The sequence below is a fragment of the Salinivibrio sp. PR5 genome (assembly GCF_001996085.1).
GTDB lineage: Bacteria > Pseudomonadota > Gammaproteobacteria > Enterobacterales > Vibrionaceae > Salinivibrio > Salinivibrio proteolyticus.
In genome coordinates this window covers 31,464-47,255 of the sequence record NZ_MUFK01000009.1, presented here as the reverse complement: position 1 = coordinate 47,255, position 15,792 = coordinate 31,464, and the positions used below count along the sequence as shown (strand labels likewise).

Annotated in this window: 12 protein-coding genes; 8 read left to right on the top strand and 4 right to left on the bottom strand. The window is 49.6% G+C overall.

Annotated elements, in window-relative coordinates; translation table 11 throughout:
• Window positions 1-41: 41 nt before the first annotated feature.
• From BZG82_RS05585 to BZG82_RS05575, 3 genes are all read left to right on the top strand, one after another.
• Window positions 42-1,511, top strand: a complete 1,470-nt coding sequence (locus BZG82_RS05585; RefSeq protein WP_077765362.1) for a protein adenylyltransferase SelO — start codon at window positions 42-44, stop codon at window positions 1,509-1,511.
• Window positions 1,512-1,688: 177 nt separating this feature from the next.
• Window positions 1,689-2,747, top strand: coding sequence for a 3-deoxy-7-phosphoheptulonate synthase (locus tag BZG82_RS05580; RefSeq protein ID WP_077457013.1), 1,059 nt, complete (start codon window positions 1,689-1,691; stop codon window positions 2,745-2,747).
• A gap of 48 nt (window positions 2,748-2,795) precedes the next feature.
• Window positions 2,796-3,278: a YajQ family cyclic di-GMP-binding protein gene (locus BZG82_RS05575; protein WP_077457015.1), complete on the top strand. Its 483-nt coding sequence runs from the start codon at window positions 2,796-2,798 to the stop codon at window positions 3,276-3,278.
• A gap of 75 nt (window positions 3,279-3,353) precedes the next feature.
• Here the strand turns inward: BZG82_RS05575 and BZG82_RS05570 are convergent, their stop codons facing one another.
• Window positions 3,354-4,091 carry a substrate-binding periplasmic protein gene (locus BZG82_RS05570; RefSeq protein ID WP_069588540.1) on the bottom strand — a complete coding sequence of 246 codons (738 nt, stop codon included), beginning with the start codon at window positions 4,089-4,091 and terminating at the stop codon, window positions 3,354-3,356.
• 513 nt (window positions 4,092-4,604) lie between these two features.
• Between BZG82_RS05570 and BZG82_RS05565 the strand changes: the two genes are divergently transcribed.
• From BZG82_RS05565 to BZG82_RS05550, 4 genes are all read left to right on the top strand, one after another.
• Window positions 4,605-6,296: an NAD-dependent malic enzyme gene (locus BZG82_RS05565; RefSeq protein WP_077765361.1), complete on the top strand. Its 1,692-nt coding sequence runs from the start codon at window positions 4,605-4,607 to the stop codon at window positions 6,294-6,296.
• Between the two features lie 119 nt (window positions 6,297-6,415).
• Window positions 6,416-7,075: a SanA/YdcF family protein gene (locus tag BZG82_RS05560; protein WP_077457021.1), complete on the top strand. Its 660-nt coding sequence runs from the start codon at window positions 6,416-6,418 to the stop codon at window positions 7,073-7,075.
• Between the two features lie 209 nt (window positions 7,076-7,284).
• Complete coding sequence (locus BZG82_RS05555) at window positions 7,285-8,655, top strand: SLC13 family permease (RefSeq protein ID WP_077765360.1); 1,371 nt, start codon at window positions 7,285-7,287, stop codon at window positions 8,653-8,655.
• 127 nt (window positions 8,656-8,782) lie between these two features.
• A complete protein-coding gene (locus BZG82_RS05550) occupies window positions 8,783-9,862 on the top strand; it encodes a ketoacyl-ACP synthase III (protein WP_077765359.1) in 1,080 nt (359 codons plus the stop codon).
• Window positions 9,863-9,946: 84 nt separating this feature from the next.
• Here BZG82_RS05550 and nagK read toward each other — a convergent pair whose 3' ends face one another.
• From nagK to BZG82_RS05535, 3 genes are all read right to left on the bottom strand, one after another.
• Window positions 9,947-10,852, bottom strand: coding sequence for an N-acetylglucosamine kinase (gene nagK / locus BZG82_RS05545; RefSeq protein WP_077765358.1), 906 nt, complete (start codon window positions 10,850-10,852; stop codon window positions 9,947-9,949).
• 106 nt (window positions 10,853-10,958) lie between these two features.
• Entirely contained in the window at window positions 10,959-11,705 is a 747-nt protein-coding gene (locus tag BZG82_RS05540; protein ID WP_077765357.1) for a tRNA-uridine aminocarboxypropyltransferase, read from the bottom strand.
• Between the two features lie 134 nt (window positions 11,706-11,839).
• Window positions 11,840-12,184 (bottom strand): DUF3802 family protein, encoded by a 345-nt coding sequence (locus tag BZG82_RS05535; RefSeq protein WP_069588527.1) that lies wholly within the window; start codon window positions 12,182-12,184, stop codon window positions 11,840-11,842.
• 367 nt (window positions 12,185-12,551) lie between these two features.
• Between BZG82_RS05535 and BZG82_RS05530 the strand changes: the two genes are divergently transcribed.
• Window positions 12,552-15,746 carry a hybrid sensor histidine kinase/response regulator gene (locus BZG82_RS05530; protein ID WP_077765356.1) on the top strand — a complete coding sequence of 1,065 codons (3,195 nt, stop codon included), beginning with the start codon at window positions 12,552-12,554 and terminating at the stop codon, window positions 15,744-15,746.
• The last annotated feature ends 46 nt before the right edge of the window (window positions 15,747-15,792 follow it).

Genomic DNA, 15,792 nt, shown 5'->3' with positions numbered 1-15,792 from the left:
CAATCCCTGTTAGGCTTGAGTGAAGACTATAGGGGGAATTCATGGCAGTATTTAACGGCTCACACATCAGCTTTAGTTTTAGCCAGCTTGGCAGTGCATTTGGCGAACACGTTACGCCAACCGCGCTCGAAAACGGTCGGCTTTTCACCTATAACGCCCAACTGGCAAAACAGCTTGGATTGAATGAATCTGACCTCACCTCGGAAGCGTTTCGGGCGATTTTATCCGCAGAGCAGCCGTTAGCCGGCCGAACACCGTTTGCAATGAAATACACCGGTCACCAGTTTGGTCAATATAACCCCGCGCTCGGCGATGGCCGTGGTGTCTTATTAGGGGAATGGCGCGATGCCGATGGCACCTTGTGGGATTGGCACCTAAAAGGGGCGGGAAAAACACCATACAGCCGCCACGGTGATGGACGAGCGGTGTTACGCTCGACGCTCCGCGAGTATCTCGCCAGTGCCGCCATGACAGGGCTCAACATTCCGACCACTCAGGCATTAGCCATGGCCACCAGCGATACCCCGGTGATGCGCGAGCGCATCGAAACTGCCGCAACGCTACTTCGCGTTACCGAGAGTCACGTCCGTTTTGGCCACTTCGAGTACTTGTTTTACAGTCAGCAGCATGAGGCACTAGGCACGCTGGCCGACTATGTGATTGCACGTCATTTCCCTGAACTGGCCGAGGCCGAAAAACCCTATGCGGCACTGCTACAAGAAATTGTCGAACGAACGGCGGATATGATTGCCCAATGGCAAGCCATCGGCTTTAACCACGGTGTGATGAATACCGATAATATGTCGATTCTCGGCCAGACCTTCGATTACGGCCCTTATGCCTTTTTAGACGATTTCGACCCAGGTTATATCTGCAACCATTCCGATTACAGTGGTCGCTATGCGTTTAATCAGCAACCTGCCATCGCACTCTGGAATCTGTCCGCACTGGGCTATGCCTTTACGCCTCTCGTGGACAAGGATGTGATTAACGATATTCTTGGCAGCTTTGAACATCGACTACAAGTTGCCTATAGCCGCGCCATGCGCGATAAGCTGGGTTTGTCCGACGCTCAGCCGTCAGACAGTGAACTGTTCAATCAGCTCTTTGCATTGCTAGAGGAAAACCAAACCGACTATACGTGCTTTTTCTATCAACTCAGTCAGTATCGCGGTGACGCACTCCTAACAGCCGGCACCCTGAACCAGTTCAAACCCATCTGCCAAGACACGCAGGCATTAACCGAATGGCTATCCGCGTACCAACAGCGCGTCCATACACTGGATGATGCGACTCGTCTGGCCTGTATGCAGCGCACCAATCCAAAGTATATTTTACGCAACTATTTGGCCCAAGCGGCCATCGAGGCGGCTGAAAAAGGGGACTTACAACCAACCCATGACTTAATGACGGTACTTGCCCATCCCTTCGATGAGCACCCGTCGCTCGCGCACTTGGCCAACCCGCCAACGGATGATAATAAAGGCCTTGCATTGAGCTGTTCGTCCTAACTATCAGTGGCTGATGACGGGCAAAAAACTTAGCTCGTCGTCAGCCCTAACCAGCATTTTTCTGGTTAAAATCGCCTTAAAAACGCTACGGATATCACATTCATGCTTTCAAGGGCCGCGATTTTTGCTATCTTACTGGCTTCGCAACAGATTAAGATGTGAGGAAGGCTGTCCTCTATGCCACTGAAAACCGATGAACTTCGCACCCGCGTGGTTGATACCATGCCTACGCCCGCAGAGGTGGAAGCCGCCCACCCCATCAGCGACAATGTTGCTCACCATATTACTGCTTCGCGTCATGCAATCAGCCAAATTCTTAATGGCCATGACCCGCGCCTGCTTGTGGTGATTGGGCCCTGCTCCGTGCACGATCCTGACGCTGCACGCGAATACGCCAAACGGTTAAAAGGATTGGCAGAGACTTACTCCGATCAGTTACTGATTGTCATGCGTACCTACTTTGAAAAGCCGCGCACGGTTGTCGGTTGGAAAGGTTTGATAAACGACCCTCACCTTGATGGGAGCGGTGATATTCGTGCTGGGCTGTTCACTGCCCGTGAGTTGTTACTCGATATCAATAAAATGGGTTTACCCACTGCGACCGAGTTTCTCGATATGATCACCGGTCAATATATTGCCGACTTGATCAGCTGGGGAGCCATCGGTGCGCGTACAACCGAGTCTCAAATCCATCGCGAAATGGCATCCGCCTTGTCTTGCCCAGTAGGGTTTAAGAATGGCACTGATGGCAATATTCGTATCGCTGTCGATGCCATTCGTGCGAGCCGTGAGTCACACCTGTTTTGCTCGCCAGACAAGCATGGCACCATGACCATTTATCGCACAGCGGGTAACCCTGATGGCCACGTTATTTTACGTGGCGGCCATCAACCCAATTACTACCAAAAAGATGTGCAAGCGGCCTCAGAAACCTTATCGAGCTTCGGGTTGCCGGCCAAATTAGTGGTAGACTTTAGCCATGGCAACTGCCAGAAACAGCATCGCCGTCAGTTAGATGTCGCAGAGGATATTGCAACGCAACTGGCTAACGGAAGTACCGCCATTGCGGGTATTATGGCAGAAAGCTTTTTAGAAGAAGGCAACCAACCTATGGGTGATAGCGCGTCGCGCCGATATGGCCAGTCTATTACCGACCCTTGCCTTGGCTGGCAGGATACTGAACGCTTGCTTGAGCGACTGGCCACTGCAAGTGCTAAGCGACATCAAGCCTATTAATTATTTATCAGCGACATGACATCCGTCATGTGAGAAAAGGACAGAACTATGCCCTCTTTTGATATTGTGTCTGAAATCGACAAGGTTGAATTGAAGAACGCCGTAGATAATGCAAGTCGCGAACTGGCGACGCGTTTTGATTTTCGTGGCGTTGAAGCGAGCTTCGAGCTGGACAAAGAAACCGTGAAAGTCATTGCAGAAGCGGATTTCCAACTCAACCAGATGATGGATATCCTGCGTAATAACCTTGCCAAACGTGGCGTGGATTCTCGTGCCATGGATATTCAAGATATGGTGCACTCAGGCAAAAGCTTCTCGCAGCAAGTGAAATTCAAAAATGGCATTGAAACCCCCGTTGCCAAGAAAATCACTAAAGCTATCAAAGACGCCAAAATGAAAGTACAAACACAAATTCAAGGCGAACAAGTCCGAGTAACCGGTAAAAAACGCGATGATCTTCAAGCGGTGATTCAGCTGGTAAAAGACAGTGATTTTGAGCAGCCGTTCCAGTTCGAAAACTTTCGCGACTAATGTGCAACATCTGCCACAAAAAACGGGCCATTTGGCCCGTTTTGCTTGTAAAGACAGTGTCGTTATCAGCTAACACTACTTATACTGGCTTTTGATTTCATCGAGCGCCCCGCTTGCAATCGCTTTATCTACTCCAGCTTGCAATTTCTCTACATAGCTATCAGGCGTACTTTTGCTCAGACTGTAATACAATTGCGCTTCACTCAACACATACACCACTTCAAACTGGCTTGTGTCCACATTATTTTGACTCATGATGAAGGAACTGACGTTTTCTTCATACGCCCACATATCAACACGGCCCGCCGCGAGCTGTTTAGCCAGCAAATCTGCTTTAGGTGAGAGACGCAATGCGTTATCGCTAACGCCTAGGCTGCGCAACAAATGCTCACCGACATCGTCACGTACTACCCCAACTTTGTAGTTGGCAAAGTCGCTGCCGCTATTAATGGTAATCCCTTTACTTTTCGGTGCCCACACGACAATTTTGGTATCTGTGATGGGACCTACCCACTTAAACTTATCTTCGCGCTCTTCCGTGCGGGTGGTTGAAAACAGTACCGTGTTTGGCTCAGACAATGCGGTGGCATAGCCACGCGCCCAAGGTTGGATCTTAACTTGATCACGGGTAATCGGTTCGCCCGCTGCTTCGGTAGCCGCTTCGAGAAAATCCACGGCAATTCCTTTCAACTGCCCGTTCTCTTCATAGTTAAAAGGGGGATAAACCTCAGTGATATAATTTAAGTCGCTTAGGTTGGCAGCTACTGTCGTAGTTGAAAATACCAGTAAACTGGCGGCAATGAGTGACTTCATTGGACTACCTCTTTGTTGTTCATTCCATAAAAACAGACGCCCAGCCAATATTATTATTCGGATAACCCGTACTCATGTATGACGCTACTTTTGGGTTGCCACACCATGGTGTTCATGCGGTTGTGGCTCAGCCACAGACAAGCACCGTGCTAACCGTTATCACTGCTGAGTATAGTCAGCGAAGAATCACCCTGCGTAATTTTAAACGCGCTTATGAGTCTTCCTCATTGTTGTTTTTTACAATTCAACACCTTGATACACAAAGCAAGGCCTTGTTATGACGCATAACAAGAATACTCACGTCCCTTTCACGCAAAAAACACGTGTTTGGCCGCCCACTCCTATGCAAAAAAGTTGAATTAGGTCACCATTAATGACTAAACTTTACCCCTTGTTTCATATAATTGCTCAATTAGGCCGCATTAATAATGCGTACTCTAACGAATAAGGTTACTGAGTGAGCAATAAAAGTCAGTCATATTCCAGCCTGGACAATGCCGAGTCTGATAATCCATGAATAATCAAAAGCGACCTCTTTACATTCCCTATGCGGGACCTGCGTTACTCGAAACCCCGCTTCTCAACAAAGGCAGTGCGTTTAGTGTCGAAGAACGTAAGTTTTTTAACCTCGAGGGCTTGCTACCCGATGCCATTGAAACCATTGAAGAGCAGACCGAGCGCGCCTACCAGCAGTATCAACGCTTTGAAAACGATATCGATAAACACATTTACTTGCGTAATATTCAAGATACCAACGAGACATTATTTTATCGTTTAGTGTCGAATCACATCACCGAAATGATGCCAATCATCTATACGCCAACGGTCGGTGCTGCCTGCGAGAACTTCTCTAATATTTATCGTCGAGGCCGTGGGCTTTTTATCTCTTATCCAAACCGCGATCGAATTGATGATGTTTTAAACAACGCATCACGTCACAACGTGAAAGTGATTGTCGTTACCGACGGTGAGCGAATTCTTGGTCTTGGCGACCAAGGCATCGGCGGCATGGGCATTCCAATCGGAAAGCTATCTTTGTACACCGCATGTGGGGGCATTAGCCCAGCGTATACGCTTCCAATCGTGCTCGATGTGGGCACCAATAATCCACAGCGTCTGTCAGATCCTATGTACATGGGGTGGCGCCATACTCGGATAAGCGGCCAAGACTACGACGACTTTATTGAAGAATTCATCCAAGCGGTGCAGCGTCGCTGGCCGGATGCACTCATTCAGTTTGAAGACTTCGCACAGAAAAATGCGATGCCTATTCTTGAGCGTTACAAAGACAAAGTGTGCTGTTTTAACGACGACATCCAAGGGACGGCCGCCGTCACCGTAGGTTCGTTAATTGCTGCCTGTAAAGCCGCTGGCACCAAGCTCTCCGAGCAACGCATCACCTTCCTCGGTGCAGGTTCTGCCGGCTGTGGCATTGCTGAAGCTATCATTGCCCAAATGGTGTCGGAAGGGATTTCCGATCAAGAAGCGCGTGCGCGTGTCTTTATGGTTGATCGCTGGGGCTTACTCATCGATGCCATGCCAAACCTACTCGACTTCCAGCAAAAACTGGTTCAAAAGAGCAGCGCATTAAAAGACTGGCAATTAGAAGACAATAATATTTCACTGTTGGATGTGGTACGTAATGCCCAGCCAACCGTGCTCATTGGTGTCTCTGGGGCGCCGGGCCTCTTTACCGAAGAGGTTATCAAGGCCATGCATGATAATTGTAAACGGCCGATTATCTTCCCCCTATCAAACCCAACCAGCCGAGTCGAAGCCACTCCCTTTGACATTCTTCGCTGGACAGACGGCCAAGCACTGGTTGCGACGGGTAGTCCGTTTGAACCCGTGCGCCTAGACAATGGTAAAACCTTCCCAATCGCGCAATGTAACAATAGCTATATTTTCCCGGGGATTGGCCTAGGTGTCCTTGCAGTGGACGCCACTCGCGTGACCGATGGTATGTTAATGGCCTCTTCGCGTGCACTCGCTGAGTGTTCGCCGTTAGCGAAGCGCGGCACCGGTGCCTTACTTCCTTCACTGGAAGATATTACCTATGTTTCAAAGCAAATTGCTTTTGCGGTTGCGAAACATGCGATTGAAGAAGGCGTCGCGGCCGAGCTGTCTGATGAAGCATTAAAAAAACGCATTGATGATAGCTTCTGGGAACCCAGATACCGTGAGTATAAACGCACATCGTTTTAACCGGCGGTTGACACAAAAAGCTCCTTTCGAGGAGCTTTTTTTGCTAGGATTCCATTCACTTGAGGCGCCAACCTTGACGCCTTATCCGCATGGCATTTCTGAAAGGGACAGTAAGTAGTATGGCGATCCGACGCCTCGCACGATTGGTGTTTATCGCAGTGATTTTCGCACTGGTTACCATGGTAGCTAGTGACTTAGCGATCACGCTCAATGCGCGTGACCGCGTTTATACCGACGTCGACGACCTGCCCAAACGCCAAGTGGCATTAGTGCTTGGTACCAGCAAATATATTGGTAAAACCCCGAATCCTTACTATACCCACCGCATCGAGGCCGCAGAGGCACTGTATAAAGCAAACAAGGTGAGTCATTTACTCTTAAGCGGCGATAATGCGCACCGCTCCTATAATGAACCTTGGACCATGAAGCGCGATCTACTGAAAGCTGGGATTGCAGACGACGCCATTCACCTTGATTATGCTGGATTTCGTACACTCGACTCCGTGGTTCGTGCCAAAACAGTGTTTAGCTTGGCCCGCTTTACCGTTGTCAGTCAGCAGTTTCACTGTGAGCGTGCCTTATTTCTTGCTGACGTGAACAATATTGATGCGATTTGCTATGCCGTGGCAAGCCCACAAGGCTGGGCTGGCATAAAGATCCGTTTGCGTGAAGTGCTCGCACGCACTAAAGCCGTGTTGGATAGCTTTATCCTTAATGTGAAACCCAAGTTTACTGGCCCGAAAGAGCCAATTGATGGTGTCACTGCCACTGAATCGTAAATGGGTACAAACCCACCCCTTCTTTCTCTTTCCTATCACAAATTTCACATCTTTTTAATCAAGCGTTCAAAAAGTAGCGTGCAATCGATTAACACCCTCTTCAATAAAGCGTATATTAGCACCGTCTGACACAGCAGGTGCTGTGCGGTGTTTAAAACATAATAATACGTGCTGCATGCACGATAACGTTGTAACAAAAAGGAAGCCCTATGGATGTGCAATCTTTGACCTCCCAATCCTCCGGATTGGATAGAAAAGCGTGGATCCTATTTGCCGATATCGCACTTTTTTTCGTGCTGTACTACAGCCTGCCCTTTGACCCTCAAGTGACTACAGGTCTCAGCCTTCTCGTCTTTATCGCGGTGCTCTGGCTCACTGAAGCTATCCATGTCAGCATCACTGCCATTCTCGTTCCCATTCTGGCGGTCGTCTTAGGGGTATTTGAAACCCCTGCGGCGATGGCGAATTTTGCTAACCCTATCATTTTCCTATTCTTGGGTGGCTTTGCCCTTGCCGCGGCATTGCAGGCCCAAGGGCTGGATCAAGCCATCGCTAATAAGGTACTGACGGTCGCGAAAGGAAAAATGTCCGTTGCCGTGATGATGCTGTTTGGGGTCACTGCGGCCTTGTCAATGTGGATAAGCAACACCGCTACCACGGCGATGATGCTGCCGCTTGTGCTCGGCATTTTGCGTAAAGTCAGTAACCAAAAAGATCATGGAACCTATGTGTTTGTGTTACTGGGGATTGCTTATTGCGCGAGTATCGGCGGGATTGCGACCATCGTCGGCAGCCCACCCAATGCGATTGCCGCAGCAGAAGCGGGACTGAATTTTGTTGGTTGGATGAAAATCGGGTTGCCTATCACCTTGGTATTGCTGCCGATCGCCGTATTGGTGCTCTATGTGCTAACCAAGCCTAATTTAAGCCACGCCTTTGAGGCAGAGAAGCGTCACTTTGAATGGACGCAACCTCGCTTAGTCACCATGGGAATTTTTGCACTCACCGTCGCGGCTTGGATCTTTAGCAAACCACTAAACTCTCTGTTAGGTGGCCTCAGTAAGTTTGACTCCATCGTCGCCCTATCTGCCATTGTGCTGCTGGGTGCAACCGGTGTCGTGAAATGGAAAGAGATCGAAAAGACTGCTGATTGGGGCGTTTTACTTCTTTTCGGTGGCGGGATTTGTCTAAGCAACGTACTCAAAGCCACTGGGACAAGCCTATTTTTGGCTAACCACCTAAGCAGCGCCCTGACCGGCTCTGGCATCTTTTTCACCATGTTAGGTGTCGTCGCCTTTGTGATTTTTCTGACTGAGTTTGCCAGCAATACCGCCAGTGCTGCCTTACTCGTCCCTGTGTTTGCCACTATTGCAGAAGCGTTAGGTGTTTCCCCTGTGGCGCTATCTGCACTGATTGCGATTGCCGCATCCTGTGCCTTTATGCTGCCGGTCGCGACACCGCCAAATGCCATTGTTTTTGGTTCCGGTCATATCGAACAGCGTGACATGATGCGTATTGGTTTGTACCTAAACATTATTTGTATCATGGTTTTAGCCGTCTTTACTTGGCTGTTCTGGTAATCCTCTTCACTCACACTACCTAGCATTTGCGCTAGGTAGTGTTTTTCTCCTCTACTCTCACCCCGAAATTGTTTCAATAGAGTTTCAGGTTTACACTGTTGCGACGCTTCATTAACCGTAACTAACTATGGCATTTGCAGAAATTACAGGCTGGGGAAAATGTCTTCCTCCGGCCGTGCTGACCAATGATGACCTCAGCACAATTATTGAAACAAACGATGAGTGGATCCGCTCACGCACCGGTATTGAGTCACGCCGAGTCAGTCATGTTGAAACCTCAGATCTTGCTACCGTGGCCGCTCAACATGCGCTGGCCGCCGCAGGGATTGAGGCAGCACAGCTTGATCTGCTGATTGTTGCGACCTGCTCACCGGACACCTTAATTCCTAACATTGCCTCCAAAGTCCAAGGTAATCTTGGTGCGGTGCGCGCGGCGGCATTTGATATGAATGCGGCCTGCACCGGCTTTCTCTATGGCCTAGAAACCGCAACCAAGATGCTTCAAGCCGGCCATTATCAGCATGCGCTGATCATCGGGGCAGAACACTTAACGTGGTACCTCGACTGGAGCAAACGCGATACTGCGGTGTTGTTCGGTGATGGCGCTGGCGCGGTGGTTATCAGTCAAACCGATCAAGAAGTCGGTCTTCTCGACGCTCAGCTCGGATGCGACTCAGCAGGACGCGATGTATTAGCGATCCCTGCTTTTGGTACCGCGATGGACAGATTTGACCCGCAAAATGGTCACTTCGCGTTTGACTTTATCGGCCGCGACATTTTTAAACGTGCCGTAAAAGGAATGGGGGCTGCCGCGAATCAAGTATTGTCGCGTAACCAGCTTAGCGCTGAGCAAATTGACGTGGTGGTTCCTCACCAAGCCAATAAACGCATTATTGAAGCGCTTTGTGACCACGCCGGCATTGGCCTAGATAAAGCATTTGTGAATATTCAGCACTATGGCAACACCTCGGCAGCAACCATTCCTATCGCACTTTGCGAAGCGGTGGAACAAGGTGTGGTTAAACCCCATAGCCAATTGTTAACCGCCGCGTTTGGGGCTGGTTTAACTTGGGGAGCGGGATTGATTCGTTGGGGTGAACGCACCACGCCACTGCAACAATCGGATGCAGAATTACCCGCCACAGATAAAACCGCGCTTGAGCTACTTGCCTACGCGGTTGATCAATGTCAGAACCGCCAAGCCTAGTCCTAACGCTTGGTACATACGCACATGCTGAAAAAAAGCCGACAATTAAGTCGGCTTTTTGCTGTGTATTTTATCAGGCGTTGCTTACTGAGCGAGATGCAAAAACGCCGCACCGCGTACACCACCAGAATCACCGTGCTGTGCTTTCATCAGCATCGGTGGTTTTGCCGCGGACAAAAGGTGATGAGGAAGACGTTTGGGCAACTCATGATAAATTTCATCAAAGTTGGACAAACCACCGCCCAGTACCACCATATCGGGATCAAACGCGGTTAATAACCCACCAAAGCACATCGCCAACACATCAAAAAATCGGTCAACAAACGCAACGGCCTTCGTTTCACCTAAGCGGTATTGCTCGATGATCTCAACGGCAGATAGCGGCGCGTAATAATGGGCATAAAGTTGTTCAAACCCGCGTCCTGACAAGTAGTTATCGAGACAACCTTGATTACCACATCCACAGGCAAACATGGGTGGTTTATCCCCCAAGCGTAGCCAGGCATCAATAGGCATGCGCATATGACCCACTTCACCGGCCATTTGGTTTTTACCGTTGATCACCTTACCGTTAATCACCAAGCCACCACCAAACCCGGTACCCAGAATCAAACCAAGCACGGTTTTCGCTTCTTTGGCTTGCTCATCCCAAGCTTCCGATAGCGCGAAGCAATTGGCGTCATTACTCACCCGCACCTCGCGACCGACGCGTGCTTCTAAATCCGCACGCAAGTACATGCCGTTTGCAGCGGGCACATTTACAGTTAAAACCGTGCCGTCTGCCGCTTCTGATCCGGGAATGCCAATTCCCACCGTCCCCTTTTCGCCGAACTTCGCGTCGTACTTTTCGACCAACATGGCGAGGATATCAATCAGGGCTGCGTAATCCTTAGTCGGTGTCGCATAGCGCTCAGTTGCTATACGATTGAGTTGTTTATCGAAGGCGCCAAATTCAATTTTGGTTCCGCCCACATCAAAGCCGTAATACATGGCCCAGCCACCTTTGTGTGTCGTTATTTATACAAATTATTATTCAGCAAACGGTCATAAATGTCCGTGAGCCGCAACATATTTCGTTACTTTAGAACAAGATATTTTATCCTGCGTAAGATGTTTGGTCACGCATCGCTATAAACTGGGTTAACGCATCTCCCTCAGGTAACGCTTTTTGTCGCTTCCCAGCAATATAGCGTTCGCGAAAGACATCAAACCACTGGCTTAAATGCACCGCAGCTCGGCGGTCACCCGCGTTTTCGAGCACGTGCGCTGCCACTTCTGCGGTCGCTAATTGGTTCTCTCCGTGTGCGTCACGGACTTGATAGCGTGATAATGCCTCAGGTTGAATACTCAAAACCGGAAAACGATCAAGCCAAGGGCTTTTTCTAAAGATTTTCTTCGCTTCTCGCCATGTGCCATCAATAATCACAAATAGCGGACGTTTACCGCTAGGATGAGGCTTTGGGGAAGAAACAACGCGAGACGGCTCAGCATATTGGGCGGGAAACACAATATAAGGCTGGTAAGCGGGATCGGCTAATCGCGTCAGCATCTCAGGATCTGGCTCAGTACGCGACCAAATATACGCCGAGGTATCAGGGATACAGTCAGCAATGAGTCGCCCCGTGTTACTCGGCTTGAGAACTTCGTCATCGTACATGATCAACATAAACGCGGCGTTAGTCTCACACTGGCGACGGTATTCACACACACAATAGCGGCGAACCAACATGCATTGGGTACAACGTTCAACACCTGCACCTCGGGCAAGATAAGGTCGTGTGGCGCGAGCAAGACGCCTCTCGTATAAGCGGTGAATGGCATGGGAAGGGGTTGCGTTAGGCATAAGGTAAGCAGGCAATAACGATAAAGGCGCCTATTATACGCAAAGTAAAATAGGATGCAGTGCTGAAAGGGGGTGTGATGACAAGAAAAGAGCCCAGTCAACACTGAGCTCTGTGGCATGTAGTGATCTTTTGTTTAGCGCAGTTCAACCATAGCGCCATCAAACAAATTTTTTACGAGTGCAATGTACTCTTCCAAAAAGCCCACTTGTTCTGCCGTAACAGGTTGCTCCCAGCGTCCCGCGAGTACTTCTTCCATATCTTCTACCACACGGTCAGCTTCTTTCAGGATGGTAAAGCGCAACGCTGACGAAAGGCCAGGATTCTGCTCGCATATAGTCATAATATTGGATGCGACCAAATCATGGACGATATCGGCAATCGTATCATCGCCAATGGCTTCGCCCGGTTGCTCAAACACAGAGAGATTAAACGCAAAATGCTCGATCAGTGCTTGATACCCGTCTGAGTCTACTACCATGATTACTTGTCCTTAGACTGTTCTAATGTCGCTATTGTATCGCGATCGTCAAGTGTATGCGCCTTTTGCGCACGAAATTAGAAAGCTAGTCACGCTTCTTCGTACACCGCTTAACGCTATGTATACTATAAGATAGCATTGTGTATAGCACGCCATGCGACCACGTCGAACCGACACGTCGTCAAATTCGTGAGCTAGGCAAGCATACAACCACAATCCGTGTTGGGGCACAAGCTCATACAAAGGACTGAACGCCAGTGCAACTACCAGCAGTATAGCTGGGGGTTGGCAAAGATGCAGAGGCCTCAATGGCAACAAGCCGGGATGACCCCGTCGCTATTCACGCACAAGGATGTAGGAAACACGCATGACAGCTAACCGTGCCCGCCCATTTAGCAAAAGTATTGTCAGCAAAATCGGGCTGATCATGACCTTTATCACCCTGATGGTGCTCGGCCTCTCTGTATCCAGTTACGTGATGCAAGAGCGCGTTAATCGGGATGTTGAGCAAGCCACGAACCAAGAAATCCCCAGTGCCATTATTACCATGACCTTACTGCGGGCGGCGGGTGAAATGAATGCCAGCATGCTCAAATATGTCATGGGGCGTCATGAATCATTGGCCGTGTTTCTTGAAAACCAACAAGAATTCGAGAACCAACTAGACAAGCTGGCACGGATCAAACCAAGTGGCCACCAGCGGCTTGCGGAAATTCGTCATCTGTATGAAAGATTTCAACGTAAAGCTCATCAGAAAGTACTAACCGAGTTTGATCCGATTGCTGAGCAATGGGCTCGCAAGCAAGTATTACGTTTATCGATTGATGTGGTCCGCCCGATCGATAGCCTCGTCGCCGAATTAAAAGCCGCTCAAGAGCTGACGCAACCCGACAACGTCGCGATTTTACAATACCTTGATGAGCTCGTGGATGAAAACGGCGACATGCTCACCGAGCTCAACCAATACCTCGATGGTCAAGAAACCAGTCGTCGCGACTTCACTGACGACATGGCAACATTCGAGCGCTACCTATCACTGGCGAAGTTCGAGCTCAATGATCCCTTGTCTCTGAACAAACTGGAATTAATTTCTCAGCACTTTACCAGCCTGAAGCGCAGTGGCATTGCCATTTTCAATAACTATCAACCTCGCGCCAAAATAGAAGCTATGAAGGCGGTGCGAACGCTCAGTGATCAGGAATATCAAGCGCTAGAAAATGCGCTTTCTGGCTTTGCACGCGAAACGGGTATGGTTGTCAGCAGCTCAATGGTTGATTTGCAAGATATTCTTCATTCCAATCAGCTTAATCTTGGTTATTTGCTGCTATTTATTTTGTTTGTGAGCGGTGCCATGTATGTATATATCTACCGCACCTTCACACAACCTATCGTCAACCTTGCTGATACCATGCAAAGCTTGGTGAAAGGCGATATGACGCCCCCGCTCAGTGACTACCAAGAGCGCACTGATGAAGTTGGTAAAATCGCGCATGGTTTAGTGATATTCCGTGCGCATATTATCTCTCGCAACCAAGCACGAGAACAGCTGATGCGAGAAAAAGAGCGCGCAGAAAGTGCCTCGCGCGCGAAGGCTCAATTTCTCGCCACCATGAGCCATGAAATTCGTACTCCAATGAATGGCGTCATCGGCATGATTGATATGTTACGCCGCTCACCGCTCTCACCGTCGCAACATAGTCTGATTGCAACGGTGCGAGAATCAGCATTATCGCTGTTGTCGATTATTAACGATATTCTTGATTTTTCTCGCACGGAGGCGGGCAAGCTCCAATTTGAACGGGTCACCTTTTCACTCTCGGAGACAGTCGAGCAAGTCATGGACACGGTGAGTCACCATGCCAACAAGCGTAACGTTACACTGTCATTGTTTATTGATCCGCGCCTTCCTGATCAGCTGATTGGAGACCCCAACCGCCTTAAACAAGTGCTGTATAACTTGGTTGGTAATGCGGTGAAATTTTCCGGCGGAAAGTCGACCCGGACAGGGAAAGTCGATGTTTGGATCATGCCTCAGCCTGCCTCTTCGCCGGATAAAACCAAGCTCGATATCGAAATCACCGATAATGGAATTGGTATTAGCCAAGAGAAGCTCGAAACCATTTTTCAGCCATTCAATCAGGCTGAATCATCTACCACCCGCGAGTATGGGGGTTCCGGCCTAGGACTGGCGATTTGTAAAAATATTGTTGACCTGCTTGGCGGCGTGATCCGCGTGCACAGTGAGGAAGGGAAAGGCACACAGTTCCGTGTTGAGCTTGAGTACACGATCAATCCCCTGTCAGAAAAGACTAAACCCGCCATTGCCACAGAATCGAGCGCGCCACTGTGGGTACTTATCGATTTACCCGCCGGCGCGTTACGCACCGCCATTACCGCTTATTTAAAACACTTAGATATCAAACACCGAGTGACACACAATAAAACGCTCACACCGCTTGATGCGCATCCCTGCTCAACTCAAACGGATAACACCCACTTCGTTATTATCACCCAAGACCCAGAAACGGTATTAAATGATAGCCAACTTCACCAGTATACTTTCGCCCATGTGATTGCACTGCGACATACCCTCTCCTTGGCTCGTCACCAAGATAAGCGTGTGGTAGAACTGTTCGCCTCACCATTGACCTATCGTCGACTGGTGCACGGTCTTCGTGTCTGCTTAGGGCTAGAAAGCCCCGATGTCAGTATGCTCGGCGAATATAGTGACGAGCTATCACTGTCAGCCCCACTCAAAACCGGACGGGGGCGAATTTTAGTCGTCGAAGATAACCCCACTAACCAGCAAGTGCTGGTCCAGCAGCTTAGTTATCTCGGATTCGATGTGCTAATGGCAGAAGATGGTGAACAGGCCCTCAGTGTTTACCAACAGCATGAGGTGGATTTAGTGCTCACCGATTGCCACATGCCCAAAATGGATGGTTACGATCTCACCACGGCACTAAGAAAACGACAGCAAGGCGGTCAACGCATTCCAATCATAGCCATTACCGCCAACGCCCTGAGCGGTGAAGACACCCGCTGTTTTCAAGCTGGGATGGACGATTACATCACCAAACCCATTGAGCTCGACGCACTCCATGAGACCTTACAAAAGTGGTTGAACGACGACAATGCGCTTGCCGCTTTCACCTCAGGCGTCCCTGTCTCAGACGATATGCACACCACGCCTGAGGCGGAACAGACAGCCGAGCATCTCGTCCTAGACACCAGCGTGATCACGCGACTGTATGCTGGGCAACAGGGTGCTTACCAAGACATCATCGCCGTTTTTAAAACACGCAGCCTGCCCTGCCTACATGAGCTTGTACAACACACACCACCGTTTCACGACTGGGCGGCATTAAAAGACGCCGCACACAAACAAAAATCCGCGGCAGGCAGTATCGGGGCGCAAGAAACGTATCACTATTGCCTAGCGGCAGAAAAAGCGGCGGACGCACAAGATAGCGCTGAATTAGATACGGCGCTTCGCCAACTCAACCATGCACTACCTCGCCTCGAGGCAGCCATCGCGCAAATTCTGGACGGGTCGGAATAGCGGTATCAGCGGCGGATGACAAGGGATAACGTGATCCCATATCCGG

Coding starts and splice junctions, on each gene's coding strand:
- BZG82_RS05535 (WP_069588527.1), bottom strand. CDS start 12,184: ATGGTAGTAGACTCAGACGGGTATCAAGCACTGATCGAGCATTTTGCG.
- BZG82_RS05560 (WP_077457021.1), top strand. CDS start 6,416: ATGGCGATCCGACGCCTCGCACGATTGGTGTTTATCGCAGTGATTTTC.
- BZG82_RS05570 (WP_069588540.1), bottom strand. CDS start 4,091: ATGAAGTCACTCATTGCCGCCAGTTTACTGGTATTTTCAACTACGACA.
- BZG82_RS05575 (WP_077457015.1), top strand. CDS start 2,796: ATGCCCTCTTTTGATATTGTGTCTGAAATCGACAAGGTTGAATTGAAG.
- nagK (WP_077765358.1), bottom strand. CDS start 10,852: ATGTATTACGGCTTTGATGTGGGCGGAACCAAAATTGAATTTGGCGCC.
- BZG82_RS05585 (WP_077765362.1), top strand. CDS start 42: ATGGCAGTATTTAACGGCTCACACATCAGCTTTAGTTTTAGCCAGCTT.
- BZG82_RS05530 (WP_077765356.1), top strand. CDS start 12,552: ATGACAGCTAACCGTGCCCGCCCATTTAGCAAAAGTATTGTCAGCAAA.
- BZG82_RS05565 (WP_077765361.1), top strand. CDS start 4,605: ATGAATAATCAAAAGCGACCTCTTTACATTCCCTATGCGGGACCTGCG.
- BZG82_RS05550 (WP_077765359.1), top strand. CDS start 8,783: ATGGCATTTGCAGAAATTACAGGCTGGGGAAAATGTCTTCCTCCGGCC.
- BZG82_RS05580 (WP_077457013.1), top strand. CDS start 1,689: ATGCCACTGAAAACCGATGAACTTCGCACCCGCGTGGTTGATACCATG.
- BZG82_RS05540 (WP_077765357.1), bottom strand. CDS start 11,705: ATGCCTAACGCAACCCCTTCCCATGCCATTCACCGCTTATACGAGAGG.
- BZG82_RS05555 (WP_077765360.1), top strand. CDS start 7,285: ATGGATGTGCAATCTTTGACCTCCCAATCCTCCGGATTGGATAGAAAA.